At 69.4% G+C, this 19,970-nt stretch carries 18 protein-coding genes and 1 riboswitch; of the genes, 11 read left to right on the forward strand and 7 right to left on the reverse strand.

Going from position 1 to position 19,970, the window contains the following annotated elements; all coding sequences use genetic code 11:
• Positions 1-7: 7 nt before the first annotated feature.
• The gene (locus AC4D2F_RS10465) at positions 8-577 is read left to right on the forward strand and encodes a P-loop NTPase family protein (RefSeq protein WP_490910465.1); all 570 of its coding nucleotides are present in this window, start codon (positions 8-10) and stop codon (positions 575-577) included.
• Positions 578-774: 197 nt separating this feature from the next.
• On the opposite strand, the gene AC4D2F_RS10470 is transcribed toward AC4D2F_RS10465, so the two are convergent.
• From AC4D2F_RS10470 to gcvP, 4 genes are read right to left on the reverse strand one after another with little or no spacing between them, the layout of a single operon-like run.
• Entirely contained in the window at positions 775-1,584 is an 810-nt protein-coding gene (locus AC4D2F_RS10470) for a methylenetetrahydrofolate reductase (RefSeq protein WP_490910466.1), read from the reverse strand.
• A gap of 6 nt (positions 1,585-1,590) precedes the next feature.
• Positions 1,591-2,964 (reverse strand): L-serine ammonia-lyase, encoded by a 1,374-nt coding sequence (locus AC4D2F_RS10475; RefSeq protein ID WP_490910467.1) that lies wholly within the window; start codon positions 2,962-2,964, stop codon positions 1,591-1,593.
• Entirely contained in the window at positions 2,961-4,094 is a 1,134-nt protein-coding gene (gene gcvT, locus AC4D2F_RS10480; RefSeq protein WP_490910468.1) for a glycine cleavage system aminomethyltransferase GcvT, read from the reverse strand. The genes AC4D2F_RS10475 and gcvT overlap by 4 nt, the downstream gene beginning before the upstream one ends.
• Before the next feature lie 8 nt (positions 4,095-4,102).
• The gene (gcvP, locus tag AC4D2F_RS10485; RefSeq protein ID WP_490910469.1) at positions 4,103-6,964 is read right to left on the reverse strand and encodes an aminomethyl-transferring glycine dehydrogenase; all 2,862 of its coding nucleotides are present in this window, start codon (positions 6,962-6,964) and stop codon (positions 4,103-4,105) included.
• Positions 6,965-7,119: 155 nt separating this feature from the next.
• Positions 7,120-7,223: riboswitch (glycine riboswitch) on the reverse strand.
• Between the two features lie 214 nt (positions 7,224-7,437).
• On the opposite strand from gcvP, the gene AC4D2F_RS10490 reads away from it, so the two are divergent.
• From AC4D2F_RS10490 to AC4D2F_RS10500, 3 genes are all read left to right on the forward strand, one after another.
• Positions 7,438-8,490, forward strand: a complete 1,053-nt coding sequence (locus tag AC4D2F_RS10490; RefSeq protein ID WP_490910470.1) for an SGNH/GDSL hydrolase family protein — start codon at positions 7,438-7,440, stop codon at positions 8,488-8,490.
• An 88-nt stretch (positions 8,491-8,578) separates the two neighbouring features.
• The gene (locus AC4D2F_RS10495) at positions 8,579-9,610 is read left to right on the forward strand and encodes an LLM class flavin-dependent oxidoreductase (protein ID WP_104167586.1); all 1,032 of its coding nucleotides are present in this window, start codon (positions 8,579-8,581) and stop codon (positions 9,608-9,610) included.
• Between the two features lie 217 nt (positions 9,611-9,827).
• Complete coding sequence (locus AC4D2F_RS10500) at positions 9,828-10,262, forward strand: Hpt domain-containing protein (RefSeq protein WP_104167585.1); 435 nt, start codon at positions 9,828-9,830, stop codon at positions 10,260-10,262.
• Here AC4D2F_RS10500 and AC4D2F_RS10505 read toward each other — a convergent pair.
• Together AC4D2F_RS10505 and AC4D2F_RS10510 are read right to left on the reverse strand one after the other, a co-directional pair.
• Positions 10,232-11,017, reverse strand: coding sequence for a response regulator transcription factor (locus AC4D2F_RS10505; RefSeq protein WP_490910471.1), 786 nt, complete (start codon positions 11,015-11,017; stop codon positions 10,232-10,234). The genes AC4D2F_RS10500 and AC4D2F_RS10505 overlap by 31 nt on opposite strands.
• A 102-nt stretch (positions 11,018-11,119) precedes the next feature.
• Entirely contained in the window at positions 11,120-13,366 is a 2,247-nt protein-coding gene (locus AC4D2F_RS10510; RefSeq protein WP_490910472.1) for a putative bifunctional diguanylate cyclase/phosphodiesterase, read from the reverse strand.
• Between the two features lie 157 nt (positions 13,367-13,523).
• Here AC4D2F_RS10510 and AC4D2F_RS10515 point away from each other — a divergent pair, with 157 nt between their 5' ends.
• Together AC4D2F_RS10515 and AC4D2F_RS10520 are read left to right on the forward strand one after the other, a co-directional pair.
• Positions 13,524-14,309, forward strand: a complete 786-nt coding sequence (locus tag AC4D2F_RS10515) for a class I SAM-dependent methyltransferase (RefSeq protein WP_490910473.1) — start codon at positions 13,524-13,526, stop codon at positions 14,307-14,309.
• Between the two features lie 73 nt (positions 14,310-14,382).
• On the forward strand, positions 14,383-14,784 hold the full coding sequence (locus AC4D2F_RS10520) for a DUF7793 family protein (RefSeq protein ID WP_104167581.1): 402 nt from the start codon (positions 14,383-14,385) through the stop codon (positions 14,782-14,784).
• A 67-nt stretch (positions 14,785-14,851) separates the two neighbouring features.
• Here the strand turns inward: AC4D2F_RS10520 and AC4D2F_RS10525 are convergent, their stop codons facing one another.
• On the reverse strand, positions 14,852-15,922 hold the full coding sequence (locus tag AC4D2F_RS10525; protein WP_490910474.1) for an ATP-binding protein: 1,071 nt from the start codon (positions 15,920-15,922) through the stop codon (positions 14,852-14,854).
• Positions 15,923-16,025: 103 nt separating this feature from the next.
• On the opposite strand from AC4D2F_RS10525, the gene AC4D2F_RS10530 reads away from it, so the two are divergent.
• The 5 genes from AC4D2F_RS10530 to AC4D2F_RS10550 all read left to right on the forward strand — a co-directional run bounded on the left by AC4D2F_RS10530 (position 16,026) and on the right by AC4D2F_RS10550 (position 19,840).
• Complete coding sequence (locus AC4D2F_RS10530; RefSeq protein WP_490910475.1) at positions 16,026-16,352, forward strand: ArsR/SmtB family transcription factor; 327 nt, start codon at positions 16,026-16,028, stop codon at positions 16,350-16,352.
• Positions 16,349-16,756, forward strand: coding sequence for a toxin-antitoxin system YwqK family antitoxin (locus AC4D2F_RS10535; RefSeq protein WP_490910476.1), 408 nt, complete (start codon positions 16,349-16,351; stop codon positions 16,754-16,756). The genes AC4D2F_RS10530 and AC4D2F_RS10535 overlap by 4 nt, the downstream gene beginning before the upstream one ends.
• A gap of 268 nt (positions 16,757-17,024) precedes the next feature.
• Positions 17,025-17,462, forward strand: coding sequence for a VOC family protein (locus tag AC4D2F_RS10540; RefSeq protein WP_104167577.1), 438 nt, complete (start codon positions 17,025-17,027; stop codon positions 17,460-17,462).
• Positions 17,463-17,673: 211 nt separating this feature from the next.
• Entirely contained in the window at positions 17,674-18,570 is an 897-nt protein-coding gene (locus AC4D2F_RS10545) for a ketopantoate reductase family protein (protein WP_490910477.1), read from the forward strand.
• A 61-nt stretch (positions 18,571-18,631) separates the two neighbouring features.
• On the forward strand, positions 18,632-19,840 hold the full coding sequence (locus AC4D2F_RS10550) for a cysteine desulfurase-like protein (protein ID WP_490910478.1): 1,209 nt from the start codon (positions 18,632-18,634) through the stop codon (positions 19,838-19,840).
• Positions 19,841-19,970: the final 130 nt, after the last annotated feature.

Genomic DNA, 19,970 nt, shown 5'->3' on the forward strand with positions numbered 1-19,970 from the left:
GGATCCCATGACGGGTGTACCGGCCCAACGGGTTCTGTTCCATGGTGTGACCGGCAGCGGGAAGAGCTCCGCCACCCACGCCTATTCCGCCGTTACCGGCATCCCTGAGTTCTCGGCCGACGACGACCTCGGATGGCTCCCCGGCTGGGAGAACCGCCCCATCGAGGACCAGTACCGGATCGCGGCCGGCATCGCCGCCCAGGACCGATGGGTCCTGGACAGCGCCTACTCGTCCTGGCGGGACCTCATCCTCGCCCGCACCGAACTCATCGTGTTCCTCGACTACCCCCGGTGGCTCTCCCTCGGACGCCTCATCCGCCGGACCATCCGCCGCATCGTCCGCAGAGACCCGGTGTGCAACGGCAACACCGAAACCCTCCGCCGCGCCCTCGCGAAGGACTCCATCATCGGCTGGCACTTCAGGACCTTCACCCGGAAACGGGACGCCATCGGGAAGATCAGGGCCGACCCGTCGATGCCTCCCGTCCTGTCCTTCCAGCGACCACGCGACCTCGACGCCTGGATCGCAGCAGGCGCGCACGCGCCACCGGCTGTCCGCCCGACGCGCCAGGGATGAGCGCCGGCATCACTGTCGAGCCCTAGTCACCGGACCGGGCACACCAGGACCGGCTCGACAGCCATCCCTGGTCTGCCCGCCAAGCCCAGCAGGACGTCCTGGCCATCTCAGACCTCACGGCCGAGGAGTACCGGACCCCGGACACCGCCGCCTCCATGCCCGACCACTTCCTCCTCGAACACGGCCGGCCCTGACCATCACGCCAGTGGCGCTCGTGCCATGCCCGACCGCTCGAGCCCCGCGAGGTCGTTGAAGCTGTACACGTGGAGCCCCTCGTAGCCCGCGCCGTCGAGCGCCGCCACCAGGGGCGCCGGGTCGTAGGACGCCGAGGACAGCAGCTGCCGCACCACGGACCCGGTGTCGGCCCCACCGGCGGAGCGCCGGAGGAACCCGATCGACGATCCCACCCCGATCGTGCCGGCCAGCCGGAGCAGGCGGCTGATGCGGACCGGTCCGGGGACGCCGGCCCAGACCGGCACCGTGATTCCGTCGCGCCGCAGCCGCGGCAGGTAGGCGCGCAGGGTGTCCGGGGAGAAGCAGAGCTGGGTGACGCACCAGGACGCGAACTCCTGCTTGGCGCGCAGCGTCCTCGCCAGCTCGTCCTCGGCGGTTCCCGGGTGGCCCTCGGGGTACACCGCGATCCCCATGCGGAGGGCGCCGCCGGAGAGATCCGCGATGTCCTCCATGAGTGCGCCGCTCCAGGCGTACGGGCCTGCCGCACGGGCGGCGTCCCCGCCGACCACGAAGACGTCCCGGATCCCTGCGTCCGTGCAGCGCTGGACGTGCCCGGCCAGCTCCGATCGGCCCGCCACGGAGCGCGCGGCGAGATGCGGGACGGCGGTGTATCCGGCTGCCGCGAGCCCCACGGCGGTGTCCACGGCCTCGCCGGGACCGTGGTGCGGCAGGCAGGTCACGGTGACGACGGCGGGGGCGGGCAGGTGCGCCCGGAGCCGTTCCTCCAGGCCGTCGCCGGGGATGACCTCGATGCGGACCGGGAGCTCAGGCACGCGCGCTCAGCACTCCACGACGTTCAGGGCCAATCCGCCGCGCGCTGTCTCCTTGTACTTGTCCATCATGTCGGCGCCGGTGTCGCGCATGGTCTTGATGGCGACGTCGAGCGAGACGTGGTGCTGCCCGTCCCCCCGGACGGCCATCCGCGCGGCGGTGATGGCCTTCATCGCACCGACGGCGTTCCGCTCGATGCACGGGATCTGCACGAGCCCGCCCACGGGATCGCAGGTCAGCCCGAGGTTGTGCTCGATCCCGATCTCGGCGGCGTTCTCGACCTGCTCCGGAGTCCCACCGAGCACCTCGGCCAGCGCTCCGGCCGCCATGGCACACGCCGAGCCGACCTCGCCCTGGCAACCCACCTCCGCGCCGGAGATCGACGCGTTCTTCTTGAACAGGGAGCCGATGGCCGTCGCCGCGAGCAGGAAGCGGACCACGCCGTCGTCGTCGGCTCCCGGGACGAAGTCCGTGTAGTACTTCAGGACGGCCGGGATGATGCCCGCCGCGCCGTTGGTCGGTGCCGTGACCACGCGCCCGCCGGCCGCGTTCTCCTCATTGACGGCCAGCGCGAAGAGCGTGACCCATTCCATCGTGCCGAGGCGGTCGGTCGGATCGTCGGCCTTCTCGAGCAGCTGCCGCTGCCGCTCCGCCCTGCGCCGGACGCTCAGCCCGCCGGGCAGGATGCCGCCCGTCGTCGTGCCGCGCAGGATGGTGTCCTGCATGACCGCCCAGATCGCGAGCAGCCCCTCCCTGACCTCGGCCTCGGACCGCCAGGACAGCTCGTTCGCGAGGACGACGTCCGAGAAGGACCCGCCGGTCCGCCGGCAGAGCTCCACCAGCTGGTCGGCCGTGTCGAACGGGTGGGACACCGGGACGGGCTCCACGGCCGCCGTCTCCGAGCCGATCTCGTCCTCGTCCAGGACGAATCCTCCTCCCACCGAGAAGTATTCCCTGGACAGAATGGGCTCGTTATCGGCAATATATGCCGAGAAACGCATGCCATTGGTGTGGTAGTCGAGCCGCTGTCCGCGGTGCAGCAGCACGTCCGTCTCGGGGTCGAAGGTGATCCGGCGCTCACCCGCGAGGTTGAGGGACCGGCACTCGCCGATGTAGGCCACCCGGGCGTCCGCCGACGTCGGGTCCACGAGATGCGGCTGGTCACCCTCCAGGCCGAGCAGCACGGCCTTCACCGTGCCGTGGCCGTGGCCCGTCACGCCGAGGGAGCCGAAGAGATCCACCTGCACGCGCTGCACGTCGGCCAGCAGTCCCTGGGTGCGGAGCATCTCGGTGAAGCGGTAGGCGGCGGTCATCGGTCCCCCGGTGTGCGAGCTGGAGGGGCCGATGCCGATCTTGAAGAGGTCGAAGGCGCTGATGGTCACTGCGGTGTACCGGCAGGCTTCTCGCGCCGGTAGAACGGCGTGGGGATCACGGTGAACGGTTCCGGGCGGCCCCGGAGGTCCACCTGCACCTCGGTGCCGATCGCGGCGAACGCGGCGTCCACGTACGCGAGCGCGATCGGGTAGCCGAGAGTGGGGCTCGGCAGCCCGGAGGTGACGGTGCCGACGGCGGTCCCGTCGACGACGACGTCGTACCCGGCGCGGGCGGAACGGCGCCCGACGGCGCGCAGCCCCACGAGGCGGCGGGCGGGCTCCGCGGCCTTGAGGGGTTCGAGCACGGCGCGTCCCACGAAGTCGTCGGCCTTCTTGGTGCTGACCACGGGGCCGAGGCCGGCCTCGAAGGGGCTGATGTCGAGGCCGAGTTCGTTGCCGTACAACGGCATGCCGGCCTCCAGCCGGAGCGAGTCCCGGGCCGCCAGGCCGCACGGCAGGAGCCCGTGGGCGCCCCCGGCCTGCAGGACGGCGTCCCAGAGGCGCACCGCGAAGCTGGTGCCGATGAAGATCTCGAAGCCGTCCTCCCCGGTGTAGCCCGTGCGGGCCAGCAGGACCGGGAGATCCGCGAGTTCCACCTCGACGGCCGCGTAGTACTTCAGCTCGCGGATGGTCGCCGCATCGTCCGGGCGTGCCAGCTCGAGGAGGACGGCCTCGGCGGTGGGACCCTGCACGGCGATGAGGGCCGTGGTGTCGGACTGGTCCTCGACGGTCACGTCGAAGCCTGCGGCGCGGTGCCGGAGCTCCTCGGCGACGACGCCCGCGTTGGAGGCGTTCGGCACCACGAGGAAGGAGTCCTCGGCGAGCCGGTACGTGATGAGGTCGTCGATCACCCCGCCGTCGGCGGTGCAGATCAGGGAGTACTTGGCCTTCCCGACGGCGATCACCGCGAGGTTGCTGACGAGGGCGTAGTTGAGGAACGCGGCGGCCTGGGGTCCGCTGACGAGGACCTCGCCCATGTGGGACAGGTCGAAGAGACCGGCCGCCCGGCGGACCGTGTGGTGCTCCTCGAGTTCGCTCCGGTACTTCAGGGGCATCTGCCACCCGCCGAAGTCGGTGAAGGACGCCCCGTGCGCCTCGTGCTGGGTGTACAGGGCCGTGTGTTTGCTCTGCTCGCTCATGGGGATTCCTAGTCTTCGAAGGCTTCGATGGGCGGGCAGGAGCAGACGAGGTTGCGGTCGCCGTGGGCGCCGTCGATCCTGCGCACCGGCGGGAAGTACTTGTCGTGGTGCAGCGAGCGCAGCGGGTACGCGGCGAGTTCGCGCGGGTAGGCCTGCGTCCACTCGTCGCTGACGAGGACGCGCGCGGTGTGGGGTGCCTGCCGGAGCGGGCTCTCCTCGATGCTGAAGTCGCCGGCCGCCACGCGGTCGATCTCGCCCCTGATCGCGATCATGGCATCGACGAAGCGGTCCAGTTCGGCGAGGTCCTCGGATTCCGTCGGCTCCACCATCAGAGTCCCGGCCACGGGGAAGGACAGCGTGGGTGCGTGGAACCCGTAGTCGATGAGGCGCTTGGCGACGTCCTCGGCGGTGACGCCGGTGGCGGCCGTCAGCGGGCGGAGGTCCAGGATGCACTCGTGGGCCACGAGCCCCTGCGCCCCGGTGTAGAGCACGGGGAAGTGCTCGGTCAGGCGCGCCGCGACGTAGTTGGCGGCGAGCAGGGCATGCGCGGTGGCGCTGGTGAGACCCTCGGAGCCCATGAGGGCGATGTACGCCCAGGAGATGGGCAGGACGCCGGCGGAGCCGTACATCGACCCGGAGACCGGTGTGCCGCCTGCCGCGCCGGGCCCGCCGTCCGTGGCGATGTCGCGGTTCGCGTCGCCGGGCAGGAACGGCGCGAGGTGCGCGGCGACGGCCACGGGACCGACGCCGGGCCCGCCGCCGCCGTGCGGGATGCAGAACGTCTTGTGCAGGTTCAGGTGGGAGACGTCGCCGCCGAACTCACCGGGCTGTGCGAGCCCCACGAGCGCGTTGAGGTTGGCGCCGTCGATGTAGACCTGGCCGCCGGCCCCGTGCACCTTCTCGCAGACCCAGCGCACGTCCTCCTCGAACACGCCGTGGGTGGAGGGGTAGGTGATCATGATGGCCGAGAGGTTCTCGGCGTGCTGCTCGATCTTCGCGAGGAGGTCGTCGTGGTCGATGTTGCCGTTCGCCGCCGTGCCCACCACCACCACCTTCATACCCGCCAGCACGGCCGATGCCGCGTTGGTGCCGTGGGCCGAGGACGGGATGAGGCAGATGGTGCGGTTCTCGTCGCCGCGCGAGCGGTGGTAACCGCGGATGGCCAGGAGACCCGCGAGCTCGCCCTGCGAGCCGGCGTTGGGCTGGAGGGAGACCTGCGCGTACCCGGTGATCTCCGCGAGCCGCTCCTCGAGGTCCGTGATCAGCTCACGCCAGCCCTCGGTCTGGCTCTCCGGGGCGAACGGGTGGATGGACGCGAACTCGGGCCAGGAGATGGATTCCATCTCGACCGTCGCGTTGAGCTTCATGGTGCAGGAGCCCAGCGGGATCATGGTGCGGTCCAGGGCGAGGTCCCGGTCCGAGAGCCGGCGCAGGTAGCGCAGCATCGCGGTCTCCGAGCGGTGCAGCGAGAAGACCGGGTGCGTCATGAACGCGGACGTGCGGTGCAGGTCCGCGGGGATCCGCCCGTCGTGCGCCGCAGCGGACTCGGCCATCGTTCCCCCGAAGACGGCCGCGACGGCGGCGACGTGCTCCGGCGTCGTCGTCTCGTCGCAGGAGATGCCGAGGTGGTCGGCGTCGATGCGGCGGAGGTTGTAGCCGGCGGCCTCGGCCGTGTCGGCGTACTCCGCCGCCTTGCCCGGGACCCGGATCAGGAGGGTGTCGAAGAAGGCGTGGTGCACCACGGTGGTCCCGGAGCCCTTCAGGGCGTCGGCGAGAGCGACGGCGCGCCGGTGCGTGGTGCGCGCGATGGCCTTGAGCCCCTCGGGGCCGTGGTAGACGGCGTACATCGAGGCGACGATCGCCAGCAGCGCCTGCGCCGTGCAGATGTTGCTCGTGGCCTTCTCGCGGCGGATGTGCTGCTCGCGGGTCTGCAGGGCCAGGCGGTAGGCGGGGGCGCCGTCGGCATCCTTCGAGACGCCGACGAGGCGGCCGGGGAGCATACGCTCGAGGCCCTTGCGGACCGCCATGTACGCGGCATGCGGGCCGCCGAAGAAGAGGGAGACGCCGAAGCGCTGCGCGGACCCGACGGCGATGTCGGCACCCTGCTCGCCCGGGGCGGTGATGAGCGTCAGGGCCAGGAGGTCGGCGGCGACCGTGACGAGGGCGCCCCGCTCCTTGGCCGCGCTGATGACGGCCGCGTGGTCGCGCAGGGCGCCGGAGGCTCCGGGCTGCTGCAGGACGACGCCGTTGATGTCGCCGTCGGGCAGGCCCGCCGAGAGGTCCACCACCTCGACGTCGAACCCGAGCGCCTCGGCGCGGCCGCGGACCACGGCGACGGTCTGCGGAAGGGCGTCGGCGTCGATCACCGTGCGGCCCTTGTTCTTCCCGGAACGGCGCATGAGCAGGACGGCCTCCGCGACGGCGGATGCCTCGTCGAGCAGTGAGGCGTTGGCGATGTCGAGGGCCGTGAGGTCCTGGACCATGGTCTGGAAGTTGAGGAGGGCCTCGAGGCGGCCCTGGGAGATCTCGGGCTGGTACGGCGTGTAGGCGGTGTACCAGGCGGGCGATTCGAGGACGTTGCGGCGGATGACCGGCGGCGTGACGGTGTCGAAGTAGCCCTGCCCGATCATCTGCACGGCGGTCCTGTTCCGGCCCGCGATCCGGCGGAGCTGCGCCAGGACCTCGGTCTCGCTGAGGGCGGCCGGGAGGCTCAGCGCCCTGTCGAGGCGGATACTGGCGGGGACCGCCAGCCCCACGAGCTTGTCGAGGCTCGGGTAGCCGAGGACCTCGAGCATGTGCCCGGCGTCCGAGGTGCGTGGGCCGATATGGCGGTCGGCGAAGGTCGACGCGATGTCGGGGGAGGCAGTCATGGGAACTCCGTACGTCAGATGAGGGGCGCGGGCGCGCGGGCCTGGTCGGGTTCCTCCCCGCTCTGTAGGGGACCTGAGAGTTTCCGCAGGGCTCTGCGCCTGCTTGCACCGTCGGTGAGCGCCGGACGCCGTCCGGGGCTGCTTTCCAGAGTTGCCTAGCCGCAGCGGTACTTTCGCCTGAGAGATTCCTGGGGAGGATTTGCTCCTACGGCGCCTGCCGGTGTGTGGGTCAACGGCAGAACTCTCCCGCTGCAGATCGATGGCGTATTCAGTTGGGTCGTGCGGCATGTGAGCCGTCCCACAGCGTACCGCGCGCCCCGGATCGGAGGCAAAGGCCGCCGCGACGGCGGAACCCTACCCCGCCGCACCGGATCCGCGGAAGGGTGGTGCCTTCGGCACCAGGTTGGGCCTCCCGCCGTGGTCGACGCGGGACTAGCGTGGTCACAACAGCCCCATCCGCACCAGGAGCATCAATGACGATCCCGCGCCTCCGTTCCGCCCTCGCCTCCCTGGCCCTGCTCGCCGCCGTCGTGGTGCCCGCGCCGCCCGCGAGCGCAGCACCTGCCGCGTATGTCGCCCTCGGCGATTCGTACTCGTCGGGCACCGGGACGCGCAGCTACCTGGCGGACGGGACGAACTGCCAGCGGTCCGTCCACGCGTTCCCCGTCCTCATCGCGAGCGCCAGGGGGTACGCCCTGGACTTCCGCGCGTGCTCCGGCGCCACCATCCCCGATGTCGCGGCCGGTCAGCTCGGCGCACTGACGCCTGCGACGGCGTACGTGTCCGTGAGCGTCGGCGGTAACGACGCCGCGTTCGTCGCCGTCCTGACGGAGTGTGCGAAGCCGGCCTGGATGAGCAACTGCACCGCGGCGATCGACCGGGCCCAGGGCATCATCACCGGGCAGCTCCCCGGCCGCCTCGCGTCGCTGTACGGCCAGATCCGTGCCCGGGCACCCCAGGCGTCCGTCACCGTGGCGGGCTACCCGCGGATCTTCAACGGCGAGGACTGCAACGCGGCCACCTGGTTCTCGCCCACGGAGGAGGCACGCCTCAACGCGACGGCGGAGCTGCTCAACCGGACGACGGCGGCGGCGGCCGCCGCGGCCGGCTTCACCTTCCGGGATCCGTCTGCGGTGTTCGGGGGACACGCGGTGTGCGACGACGTCGAGTGGCTGAACGGTCTCGCGAACCCCGTCTCCGACTCCTACCATCCCAACCGCTCCGGCCATGCCGTCGGCTACGCGCCCCTGATCGGCCCGGCGCTGACGGGCGCCCCGGTGGCCGTCACCGCGGCCACGCTGCAGGCCGCCGAACTGTCAGCTCCCGCACTGGCCCGGGACCAGCGCACGCATGCCGCGCAGGATGCCCGGATCACCCCGGAGCGCTTCGTCCTGCCCGACCTGAAGTCCCCGGCCGCGCGGGCTGCCGCGGCACGTGCCGGCGTCGACCTCGGGGATCCGGCGAGCATCGCCCGGGCGGACCGCGCGGCAGAGGCCCTGCAGACCGGTGGCGGCGGGTCCAAGTAGATACATATGCATGGAATAACACCGGTGAGGAGCCTGTTCTACCAGCAGGCCCAGGGCGGGCCCGCACGCTGAGCACGGGAGCATCACCATGGCACGCGAACTGGAACTCGGACTCGACACCTTCGGGGACGTCACGCGCGGCGAGGACGGCACCCCCGTCCCGTACCCGCAGGTCATCCGCGACGTGATCGCGGAGGCCGTCCTCGCCGACCAGGTCGGCGTCGACTTCATCGGTCTCGGCGAGCACCACCGGGACGACTTCGCCATCTCCGCCCCCGAGACCGTCCTCGCGGCGATTGCCGGGCAGACGGAGCGCATCCGCCTCGGTTCGGCCGTGACGGTGCTCAGCTCCGACGACCCCGTGCGCGTCTACCAGCGCTTCGCCACCCTCGACGCCGCCTCGAACGGCCGCGCGGAGGTCATCCTCGGGCGGGGCTCCTTCACCGAGTCCTTCCCGCTCTTCGGCTACGAACTCTCCGACTACGAGCGATTGTTCGAGGAGAAGCTCGACCTGTTCTCGGAGCTCATCAAGGAAGGGCCGGTCACGTGGTCCGGCAGCACCCGCCCGGGCCTGAAGGACCACGAGGTCTACCCGAAGACCGAGGGTGGGCACCTGAAGACGTGGATCGGCGTCGGCGGGAGTCCCGAGTCCGTGGTGCGGGCGGCCCGCTACGGCATGCCGCTGATGCTCGCGATCATCGGCGGAGACCCCGCGCGCTTCGCCCCCTACGTGGACCTGTACCACCGCGCCCTGAACCAGCTCGGCCGGCCTACGCTGCCCATCGGTGTCCACTCACCCGGCTACATCGCCGACTCCGACGAGCAGGCCCGCGAGGAGCTCTGGCCGGACAACCGGATCATGCGCGACCGCATCGGCCGGGAGCGCGGCTGGGGTCCGACGACGCGCGAGGAGTTCGACCACGAGGCGGACTTCGGTTCCCTGTACGTCGGGTCGCCGGAGACCGTCGCGCGGAAGATCGCCGCGACCGCGCGGACCCTCGGCATCGACCGCTTCGACATGAAGTACAGCGCCGGACCACTGCCCCACGGGAAACTCATGCACAGCATCGAGCTCTACGGCACCAAGGTGATCCCGATGGTGCGGGAGATGCTGGCGTAGGCACGGCGCGGTCGGGGCCGACCGACCTTCGCCCTTTCTTCGGTCTTCTTTCGCACTTCCGGCACGGCGTGTTTGAGCGGCGAGGGCCAGAGTGGAACGCAGGAGCACAGGTCTCCACGATCCTCCCGCCGGTTCCGGTCCGTCCACCGGAACCGGCGGGCAGCCTCGATCGGGATCCGTTCCCCACCAGGCCCGGCGGCAGCGAGAAGGAGCAGGCGTGACCACGATCCACCTCCCGTCCCTTCCGGCCGCGGTCCGGACGACGTGTGACGCCACCACCTCCCGCCCAGCCACCGACAGGAGCGACGGGCCACAGCCTCCCGCGCTCGATCGGCGGACCCTCGAGAACCTCGGGGACGAACTCTCCGACCCGGCGGGCGCCATGGAATTCGCGCAGCTGTTCACGCAGATGCTCCCGCAGCGGATCGATGCCGTGGAGGCGGCCCTCTCTGCGCGCGCCACGGACGCGGCCGTCGTCGCCCTGCTCAGCCTTAAGGCGAGCGCGTCCATGGTGGGCGCGCGCCGGCTCGCGGAGGAATCATCCACGGCCCTGGAGGTCGTGGGGGAGCCCTCCGGGCACGAAGCGGCGGTCGCGCGGCTGCGAAGCCTCGCGGCGGACTTTCAGTCCGCGCTGGGCGGCATCATCCGATAGCCGACGCCGCGTACCGTCCGGATGAACCGGGGCGCCTTGGTGTCCTCGCCCAGCTTCTTCCGCAGGTTCCGGATATGCACTTCGACGAGGTGCTGGTCGTTGACCCACCCGTCACCCCAGATCCGTGCCAGCAGGGTCTCGCGCTGCCAGACCCGGCGGGGTCCGGAGATGAGCGTGGCCAGCAGGTCGAACTCGATCCGCGTGAGCGGGACCTCGACGCCGTCGAGCAGTGCGATCCGGCCCTCGGTGTCGATGCTGAGGGGTCCGTGGGTCAGCATCCCCGCCACCGGATCCGCTGGGACCGGGAACGCCGCCGCCGTCGGCTGCGGTTCCGCGTCCGTGCCCAGCAGCGGCTGGGCGGAATTCCGCACCGTGCTCCGCGGCCGCCGGAACATCGCATTGACCCGCGCCCCGACCTCACGGGGGCTGAACGGCTTCACCACGAAGTCGTCCGCGCCGATCTCGAGCCCGATGAGGCGGTCGATCTCATCCTGCCGCGCCGTGATCATGATGACGTAGGCGTCCGTCAGCGGCCGTATCTGCCGGCACACCTCGACGCCGTCGATGTCGGGGAGATTCAGGTCCAGCGTCACGAGGTCCGGCTGACGGTCACGGACGAGCGCGACGCCCTGGCGCCCGTTCTCTGCCTCGATCGTGGTGAAGCCGTTCATGCCGAGCGTCATGACCAGCAACTGCCGCACATCGGCGTCGTCTTCGATGATGAGCGCGACACGCGCGTCGGGGTCAGGTGTCATGGCTAACACATTGCCAGATATCGGCGCCCGGACCGAGTGCATCGGAACCGTTCTGCACAGTTTCTACCGGGCGCGTCCGCCGGCCCCCGAGGACCGCAGCCATCAGCGGCCCGCCGCCACTGTGCGGGCCGCGAGCCACGGTCCGATGTCGGACCCCGGGAGGGGCATGGCGAGGTGGAAGCCCTGCCCGGAATCGCATCCGCGGTTGAGCAGCTCCTCCCGGGTCTCCTCGCTGTTGACGCCCTCGGCGACCACGCGGAGGCCCAGGCTGTGCGCCATGTCGATGATCGACCCGACCAGCGCGCCTGCCCGCGCGTCGCCCCCCATCGCGGTGACGAACGAGCGGTCGAGTTTCAGTTCGTCGACGGGAAGGTCCCGCAGGTAGGCCAGGGAGCTGTAGCCGGTGCCGAAGTCGTCGATCGAGATCTGGACGCCCACGGCCCGCAGCTCCGCGAGGAGCCCGGCGGTCCCCGCGGGCGTGGACATCAGGACGTCCTCGGTGATCTCGAGCATGAGACAGGACGCCGGCACGCCGTGCTCCTCGAGCAGGTCAAGGATCTCGTGCGGGAGGCACGGCAGAATGCAGGAACCGGACATGTTCACGGCGACGACGACGTCCAGACCTTCCGCGCGCCAGCGGGCGACGCGCTGGACGGCCCTCCGAAGGACGAGCGAGGACAGCTGCGGCATCAGGCCGGCATCCTCGGCGAGCGACAGGAACGCGCTCGGTGGCAACTGCCCGCGGGTCGGGTGGTTCCACCGGACGAGGGCCTCCACGCCGATCACCTCCTGGTCGGCCAGGCGGACCTTCGGCTGATAGTGCAGCTCCATCTGATCCTCCGCGAGCGCCGTCCGGATCTCCTGGACGGTCCGCAGCCGCAGTTCGCCGTCGTCGTCGTCCGTGGCGTCGTACACGTGGCAGCCGCTGCGCTGCGCCTTCGCCCGGAACATGGCGATATCGGCCTTCCGCATGAGCAGGCTGATGTCGGTGCCGTGCCGGGGCGTCAGGGCGATCCCGATGCTGGCGCTCACCTGAAGGGCGGTGGTACCGATCTCCACAGGGCTGGAGAGTTCGGCGCCCAGCCTCTTCGCCGCGGCTACGGCGTCGTCCTCCGTCGCGCCACTGAGGAACACGGCGAACTCGTCGCCGCCGAGCCGCGCGAGCAGGTCCCCGGGGCGCAGCTGCTGACGGAACCGTCGGCTGACCTGCACGAGGAGCGCGTCCCCGACGTCGTGCCCGAGGGCGTCGTTCACGTGCTTGAAGCGGTCGAGATCGACGATGAACAGCGCACCGGTGCGGCCGTCGGCCAGCCGGTCGGGCACATCGGTCAGCAGGGCGCGACGGTTCGGCAGCTTGGTGAGCTCGTCCGTGCGTGCCAGCGCCATGAGCATCCGGTTCCGGAAGGCGAGGGGCACGGACGCCAGGCCCAGCGAGGCAGCCGCGAAGATCACCGCGAGCAGCGGGATGTCCAGCCGGGAACCGATGACGAGCACGGCGAGCGCCGCCGCCGTGGACACCAGGGGTGCCGCGAGCTCCGGGACGCCGCGGCTCCTGCGGGCCCGCCCGGTTCCTGCTGCGCCGTCGACCCAGGCAGCCACGGCCACCACCCCGGTCACCCAGCCGGCATCGATGAGCGAACCGGCGCTGTAGTCTTCGATGCCGAGCGCATAGGCGACGTCGGCGGCGGAGAAGAGGATCATCCCGGCGATCAGGACCGGCCAGCGCGGCCCGATGTCGAGGCCCCTCGACGCGAGGACCCCTCCCACGGCGGTGATCACCAGCAGATCGAGGAGCGGGTAGGCGACGGTGATGGCCACCTCGAAGGCCGTGCCGCCGGCAGTGCCGGTCTGCAGGATCGGCGCCAGCAGCAGCGCCACGAGCGAGGCTGCCGCGAGCGCTCCGACCAGGCTGTCCAGCAGGATGGGCCACATCAGGCCGCGCAGCTTCCGCACGAGCACGACCGCGAGAGCGCCGAGCATCAGCGGATAGAAGGCGAGGTACGGAACGTCCGCCAGGGAGATGAAGCCGAGCGAGTCGCCTCCGTCCAGCGATGCCAGGTAGTAGGCGTCGCCGGCGGTGTAGGCGAGGACCGCCCCGCCGCCGAGCAGGACCTGCGGTTCGGCGAATCGGGTCCGTACCGCAGCACTGATGCACAGGCCTACGGCGGAGAGTTCGGTGAGGATGCACAGCCAGCCGTCGGAGAGAGGCTCGAACGTCGTCGGATCCCCCAGCAGGAGGCTCACGGTATAGAGGACGAGCAGGCTCACCATCACGGCGGTCAGGACCCGGGTGTGACCCCACTGCTCGCGGCGGCGCACGACGGCGGCAAAGGGCGTGTCGCGCCGCATCAAGTCCCCATCCTCTGCGCTGGCCATGGCGTTCATGGCAAGGGCCAGCATAGGCAGGCCGCCACCCCGGCCGGACCCGATCCGGTGCGTCCTCGCCGCATCCTGTGGAAATCCTTGGTTGACCCTGTTGTGCGGGGACCGTCTGTACCCTCGACCTATGCTGCGAATCATCCGCCAACTCCTGATGGTCCCCGAGGTCGCGCTCCTGGCGCGGCGCACTCCCCGGGACCCGGCGAGGGCGTGGGAAGGCTACTGGCACGGAGTCCGGGCAACCGGCACACAGGGCGAGGTGCTCTGGGACACGGACATCGGCCCCGAGGCGGAGCAGTACGCGCAGTCCATGGAGGCGTCCATGGACTGCGCGCTCCCGGTCCTCGACGTCGGATGCGGGAACGGACGCTGGACGCGCTGGCTCGCCCCCCGCTTCCCGGCCGCCGTCGGCGTGGACATCGCGGAGAGTGCCGTACAGCGGGCGCGGCAGGAGACCGGGGACGGGCATGCCATCACCTTCCGAGCCCTCGACCTCACCCTTCCCGGCAGCGGCCATATGCTCCATGAGGAATACGGGGACATGAACGTGTTCGTCCGTGGTGTCTTCCATGTCCTGAGGGGCCCGCAGCGCGACCAGCTGGCGCAGAACCTGCACGCAGTGGTGGGCCGGCGCGGACGCGTCCTGCTCACGGAGACGAACTATCGCGGCAGCCCGCTCTCCTACATGCAGAGCCTCGGCGCGATGCCGGGCAGGATCCCGCTTCCGCTGCGCAAGGCCATCGGCGGCATTCCCGTGCCGGGCCGTTTCGGCCCGGAGGAACGCCGTGCAGCGTTCCCCGAGGCAGCCTGGCAGGTGGTGACCGATGGACCGGTGACCATCGAGGCGGTGCCGATGGGCGGCGACGGGACCACCGGTATCCCCGGATACTTCGCTACGATGAAGACTCGCTGATCCTCGGTCTCACGGGGTGAACCCAGGGCCGGCCCGGCCCGGAAGGCATCAGCGGTCTGCTCAGGAGGCCCCCTTGCCCGCACAGCGTATCGACGGCGACAAAGCCGGCCTGGAACTCCTGCCGAACGGCATCCTCCACCTGGAGTGGGATCGGGACTGCACCATCACCGCCACGGACGCCGAGGCCGCCATGCGGGCGGTCGACTCCCTCGCCGAGGCGGAGGGCCACCCGATGCTCGTGGACATGGAGACCACGCGAACGGTGACGCGCGACGCGCGGGCCGTCTTCGCCACCCCCTGCGCGGCGTCACGGATCGCCCTCCTGGGCTCCTCCCCCGTCGACAGGATGATCGCCAATTTCTTCCTCGGGGTGAACTCCCCACCCTGTCCCACGCGGTTCTTCACCTCCCGCCACCTGGCGGTGGCCTGGCTGCAGAGCGGAGCGGGGGAGCAGGAGCACCCGGCGAGCGCCTGACCCGGCACCGGACTGCGTTCCGGCCTGGTGCCTCGCGGCATTCCCGGGGGTTTGTTCGAGGGTTGCCTCAGAGGGGTACGGCGATGTCGGCCCCGCCTTCGTGGGTGAGCCGCGTGCGCACCTGCACCACCGACGGAGCGGCGATGAAGCCCCCCGCGACTAGGGCCTGGCCCTTCGTGAAATGCAGGGCGTCGTCGAGGTGCCCGGGCGAGACGTAACCGAAGACGGAGGCCAGTTCGGCAAGATCCCGCGGCGATGACATCTTCATGAGGACGAGGTTGTCGCACTGGCTCAGGACGTTGACAGGGAGTTTGGACGGTCGCTGGGTCGACAGAAGAAGCCAGAGCCCGAACTTACGCCCCTCCGCGGCGATCTGGGTGATCCGTTCGGTGAGCGCGCGCTGGACGGGCGTGATCGGGTCCGGGCTGCAGAGGTTGTGGGCCTCGTCGATCACGATGAGGATCGGGCGACGTTCCTCACGGTTCTTCCACAGGTGATCGAGCACGCTGAGTGCCGCGACCTGCGGTTCGGCCGGAAACCGGAAGCCGCCCAGATCGAGGACAGTCGCGCGTGGGCGTTCGTCGATGACGTCTTCAGCAGACCGGCCGCCCCACGCCCAGAGGTCCCATTCGAGGACGCCGAGATTCTCGATGCGCATCGCGAGATTCCGCCCCGAGGCGGAGTCCTTCGCCCGCAGCTGACCGACCAGATCGGTGCGGTCCTTCACGTCCACCTCGCTCTCGAGGTGGACGAGGACGTTGTACTCCTCGCGGTCCAGGACCGGATCGAGACCCAGGACGGCGGCGCGCGACTCCAGCGACTGGTCCAGGAACCGCACCCGGACATAGTCGGACCCGCTCCCCGTGGCGCGAAGGACGCGCACATCATCGAACGCGTCCGAACTCCCGTTGAGCGGCGCCTTGAGTTCTCCCAGGCGGACGAAGTCCGCGTTCGGATCGAGGACGAGGAGCGGCAGCCGGGTGCCCAGCAGCAACTGTTCCAGGACGACACCCAGCGCGTAGGTCTTCCCCGACCCGCTCTGCCCGCACCAGAACGTGTGGCGGTTGAACCGCCGGGCGTCGAGTTCAGCAGGCGTACGGCCGCCGTCGAGGGTGCCGATTCTCAACTGATGGGACATCTTCTCTCCAACGTTCGTCGGTTCCGGACCCGCCCATCCAACGCCCCCTCACCGACTACTGTCCTCCCACGAACCGGATGATCAGGGACCTTCCTCTTCGTTCTTGACAGGCAACCTGATGGTTACCTACCTTCGCGATATGAGTGATGCGTTCCGGGCGATTGCAGATCCCACCCGCCGCGCCCTGATCGAAGCCCTCCACGAACGCAACGACCAGAGCCTGTTCGAACTGTGCACACGGCTGATGTCCGGTCGGGCCACGGTCGTCACCCGCCAGGCCGTCAGCAAGCACATCGCCGTACTGGAAGAGGCGGGCGTGGTCAGCGTCCGCAAGATCGGGCGCACCAATATCCACCACCTCAACACCGCGCGGTTGACCGAGATCGCCGCGTGGCTCGCGACCCACATCGACGATCAGGAGCAGGAATGAGCGACAGCGAGACGCGGAACGAAGAGGATGCCTCGGGGCGCCGCACCGGCCGCTGGGAGGAGCGTGATCCTCACGGAGGCATGATCGTCGGCACCTACGTCGAGGGTGAACGAGTCGGCGAGTGGACGCACTACTTCGCGGACGGGCGGGTGCGGTCGGTGAGCCAGTACGCAGCAGGAAGCCTCACCGGACCGGTGACTTGGTACCGCGCGACCGGCGGGCTGCTGCAAAGAGGTGGGTTCCTCGACGGGGAGAAGCACGGCTTCTGGCAGCGCTGGAACGCGGCAGGGGCGATCATCGACGAGGGTGAGTTCGACCTGGGCCGCAAGATTGGCCAGTGGACCTACTTCAACCCGGACGGAACGGTGAAGCGCACGACGCTGCACCGCGGTCGAGCGACCTAGCGAGGATCGGTGGGCGACAGACCGAGCGGGGAACACGTCACGAGATGTCGGGTCACCCCGGGAAGCAACGGCACGGCTCATCGATCCGATGCGTCATGTCTGAACTCGTGCACAAGCGTGATGATCAGCACGCCGGGTCTGCGCGCCCGCAACACCGACAAGCATCCGGCCTGGATGACCGTGCTTGAACCCCTCGTCGCCGATCGGCCGACGGGCAGGGCGAGAAACTGCCCTGCAGGCCAGTGCGCCTGTCGGTAGCATGCGAAGCATGACGATCAAATTGGAGAACGTCGGTATCGCCGTCCGCGACATCGACGCGACGATCGCGTTCTTCACCGATCTGGGCCTCGAGGTCGTTGGCCGCGACACGATCAGCGGCGACTGGGCCGATACCGCCGTCGGCCTCGACGGCAACCACGCCAAGATCGCCGTACTCAGAACGCCGGATGGTCACGGTCAGCTCGAGCTTTTCGAGTACCTTCACCCCGACGCGATCGAGACGAACCCAACCCTTCCCAACGAGATCGGCATGCACCGCATCGCGTTCTCCGTGGATGACATCGACGCAGCGCTCGAGGTAGCTGCGCGGCACGGCTGCCATCCGCTTCGGGGTGTGGCGACATATCGAGATGTCTACAAGCTCACGTACGTGCGTGGCCCGAGCGGCATCCTGGTGATGCTTGCTGAGGATCTGAAGAGGGACTGACGGTCGTTCGCCCGATGTACGGGTTACCGAACCACGCCCACAGCTCGTTCGCGATGCGACGGCGGGTCTGAACCTCGTGCTCGGCTGGGATTGTTCTCCTCGTCATAGGACATAAGCGACACCGATCGGTCACAGTCAGGACGGACACTCGCCGTGCAGATCATGGTGAGGTGTTCATCATGTTGTTCGTCATCAAGGAGAAGGAGTTGTTGTGCGGATACTCGTCGTAGGGGCCGGAGCCACAGGAGGCGCCTTCGGAACCTTGCTGCAGGAAGCAGGGCGGGACGTCACCTATCTCGTCCGTGAACGGAAAGCAGAAGCCTTGCGCCGCGACGGATTGCGATTCGTGTCCCCTGATGCCGACCGAACTCACCCAGTGCAGGTCCTCACAACCGCCGACACGGCGCCCGTCTTCGATCTCGTGCTCATCACGGTCAAGGCGACAGCCTTCTCCTCCGCAGTCATCGACGTCCACCCGTTCATCGACGCGAACACGCGCATCCTCCCGATCCTCAACGGCATGGCGCACATCGACCAGCTCCAGGCGGCGTACCCGGGACAGGTACTGGGCGGTCTGGCCCGCATCGTGGCGACCCTCGACGGAGACATCGTCCACCAGAAGACGCCGATGAGCTCACTCACGGTGGGCTCCCTGACAGACGCTCCGGTCGCGGACGATATCCGGAACGCCCTTGACATCCCGGGCATCGACTTCTCGGTCGCCGATGACGTGGTGGGCGCGCTGTGGGACAAATGGGCGTTCATCGCCGCTGCCAGCGTCATCAACTGCCTGTTCCATGCTCCCGTGGGCCGCATCCTTGATGCCGGCGGCGAAGGCGCGATACGCGCGGCGATCGACGAACTCGAGGCCGTCGCCACACGGGCCGGGCACCCCGTGTCGGGTCCGGCGCACCGACAGGCAGTGGCGCTCCTGACCGAACCCGGATCGTCCTTCACCACATCGCTGTACCGGGACCTCACCGCAGGACTGCCTTCAGAGGTCGACCACATCCTCGGCGACTACGCACTCCGGGCCAAGGCGCTGCAGCAACCCACTCCGCTCCTCGACCTGACCCTCATCGCGATCAGAGCAAACCTCTTGAGCTGATCCACGACGGCTCTCGCCCGCGCCGTTGTCCGGATCGACCCCCACCTGAGAAAGTAACGACATGACCCTGGACATCGCAGCCTTCCGCGCGCACTTCCCCGCCCTGCTCACCGGCACCGCGTATTTCGACGGCCCCGGCGGAACCCAGGCCCCCACCGTCGTGGGAGCTGCGATAGCCGACGCCATCACCGGGCCGCTGTCCAACCGCGGCTTCGGTATGGGCTCGGAGAACAACGCCGAATCGGCGGTCGGCGCATTCCGCGTGGCGATGGCTGACCTGCTGGGGGCACATCCTCGCGGTGTCGTCTATGGGCGAAGCGCAACGCAGCTCGCCTATGACTTCTCCCGCCACCTCGCCAAGACCTGGCAGCCGGGTGATGAGGTTGTAGTGTCACGCCTGGATCATGACTCCAATATCCGCCCCTGGCTGCAAGCAGCCGCAGCGGTCGGCGCCACTGTGCGCTGGATCGATTTCGACCCGGACACCACGGAGATCGACGAAGCGTCCGTCGCAGCCGCGATCACCGAGCGCACGAAGCTGGTAGCGATCACCGCCGCGTCGAACCTGCTCGGCACCAAACCGCCGGTGCGCCGCATCGCCGATGCCGCTCACACGGTCGGCGCGCTGGTCTATGTGGACGGGGTGCACTACACCGCTCATGCGGCGGTCGACGTGAAGGCGTTGGGAGCCGACTTCTTCGCCTGTTCGCCCTACAAATTCCTCGGGCCTCATTGCGGTGTTCTCGTGGCCGACCCGGATCTGCTGGAGTCACTGCAGCCGGACAAGTTGCTGCCGTCCACGAACGAGGTTCCTGAGCGGTTCGAGTTCGGTACCCTCCCGTACGAGATCATGGCCGGAGCCACGGCGGCCGTGGAGTTCCTCGCCGGGATCGCCCCCGGCGCCGCAACCGGCCGCCGTGCGCACCTTCTCTCATCCGCTCACATGGTCGATGAATACGAGCTCGCGTTGCGCTCCCGGATCGAGGCAGGGCTGGCCGAACTGGGTGACGCCGTCACGCTGCACTCAAAAGCCCAGGATCGGACACCGACACTGCTGGTGACGTTCCCGGGCCGGTCCTCCACGGACGCCTACCGGTTCCTTGCGGAACGGAACATTCTCGCGCCGGCCGGCTCGTTCTACGCGTACGAAGCCTTCCGTCGTCTCGACCTCGAGGACAGCGCAGCCCTGCGGATCGGTTTGGCGCCGTACAACAACGACGATGACGTCGACCGCCTCCTGGCCGCGCTCGGCGAGTTCGTTGCTTCATAGCGCGGGGTGAGGGTCTTCGCGTTGCACGGATTGTGCGCCGAACCGGCGACGACGAGCAGGATGTCGCCGGTCCGGCTGTGTCGTATCAGGATGCGTCGGTGATTCCCATGCTGAGGTAGCGGTCCACCGT

Source organism: Arthrobacter sp. TJ-263 (genome assembly GCF_058269155.1).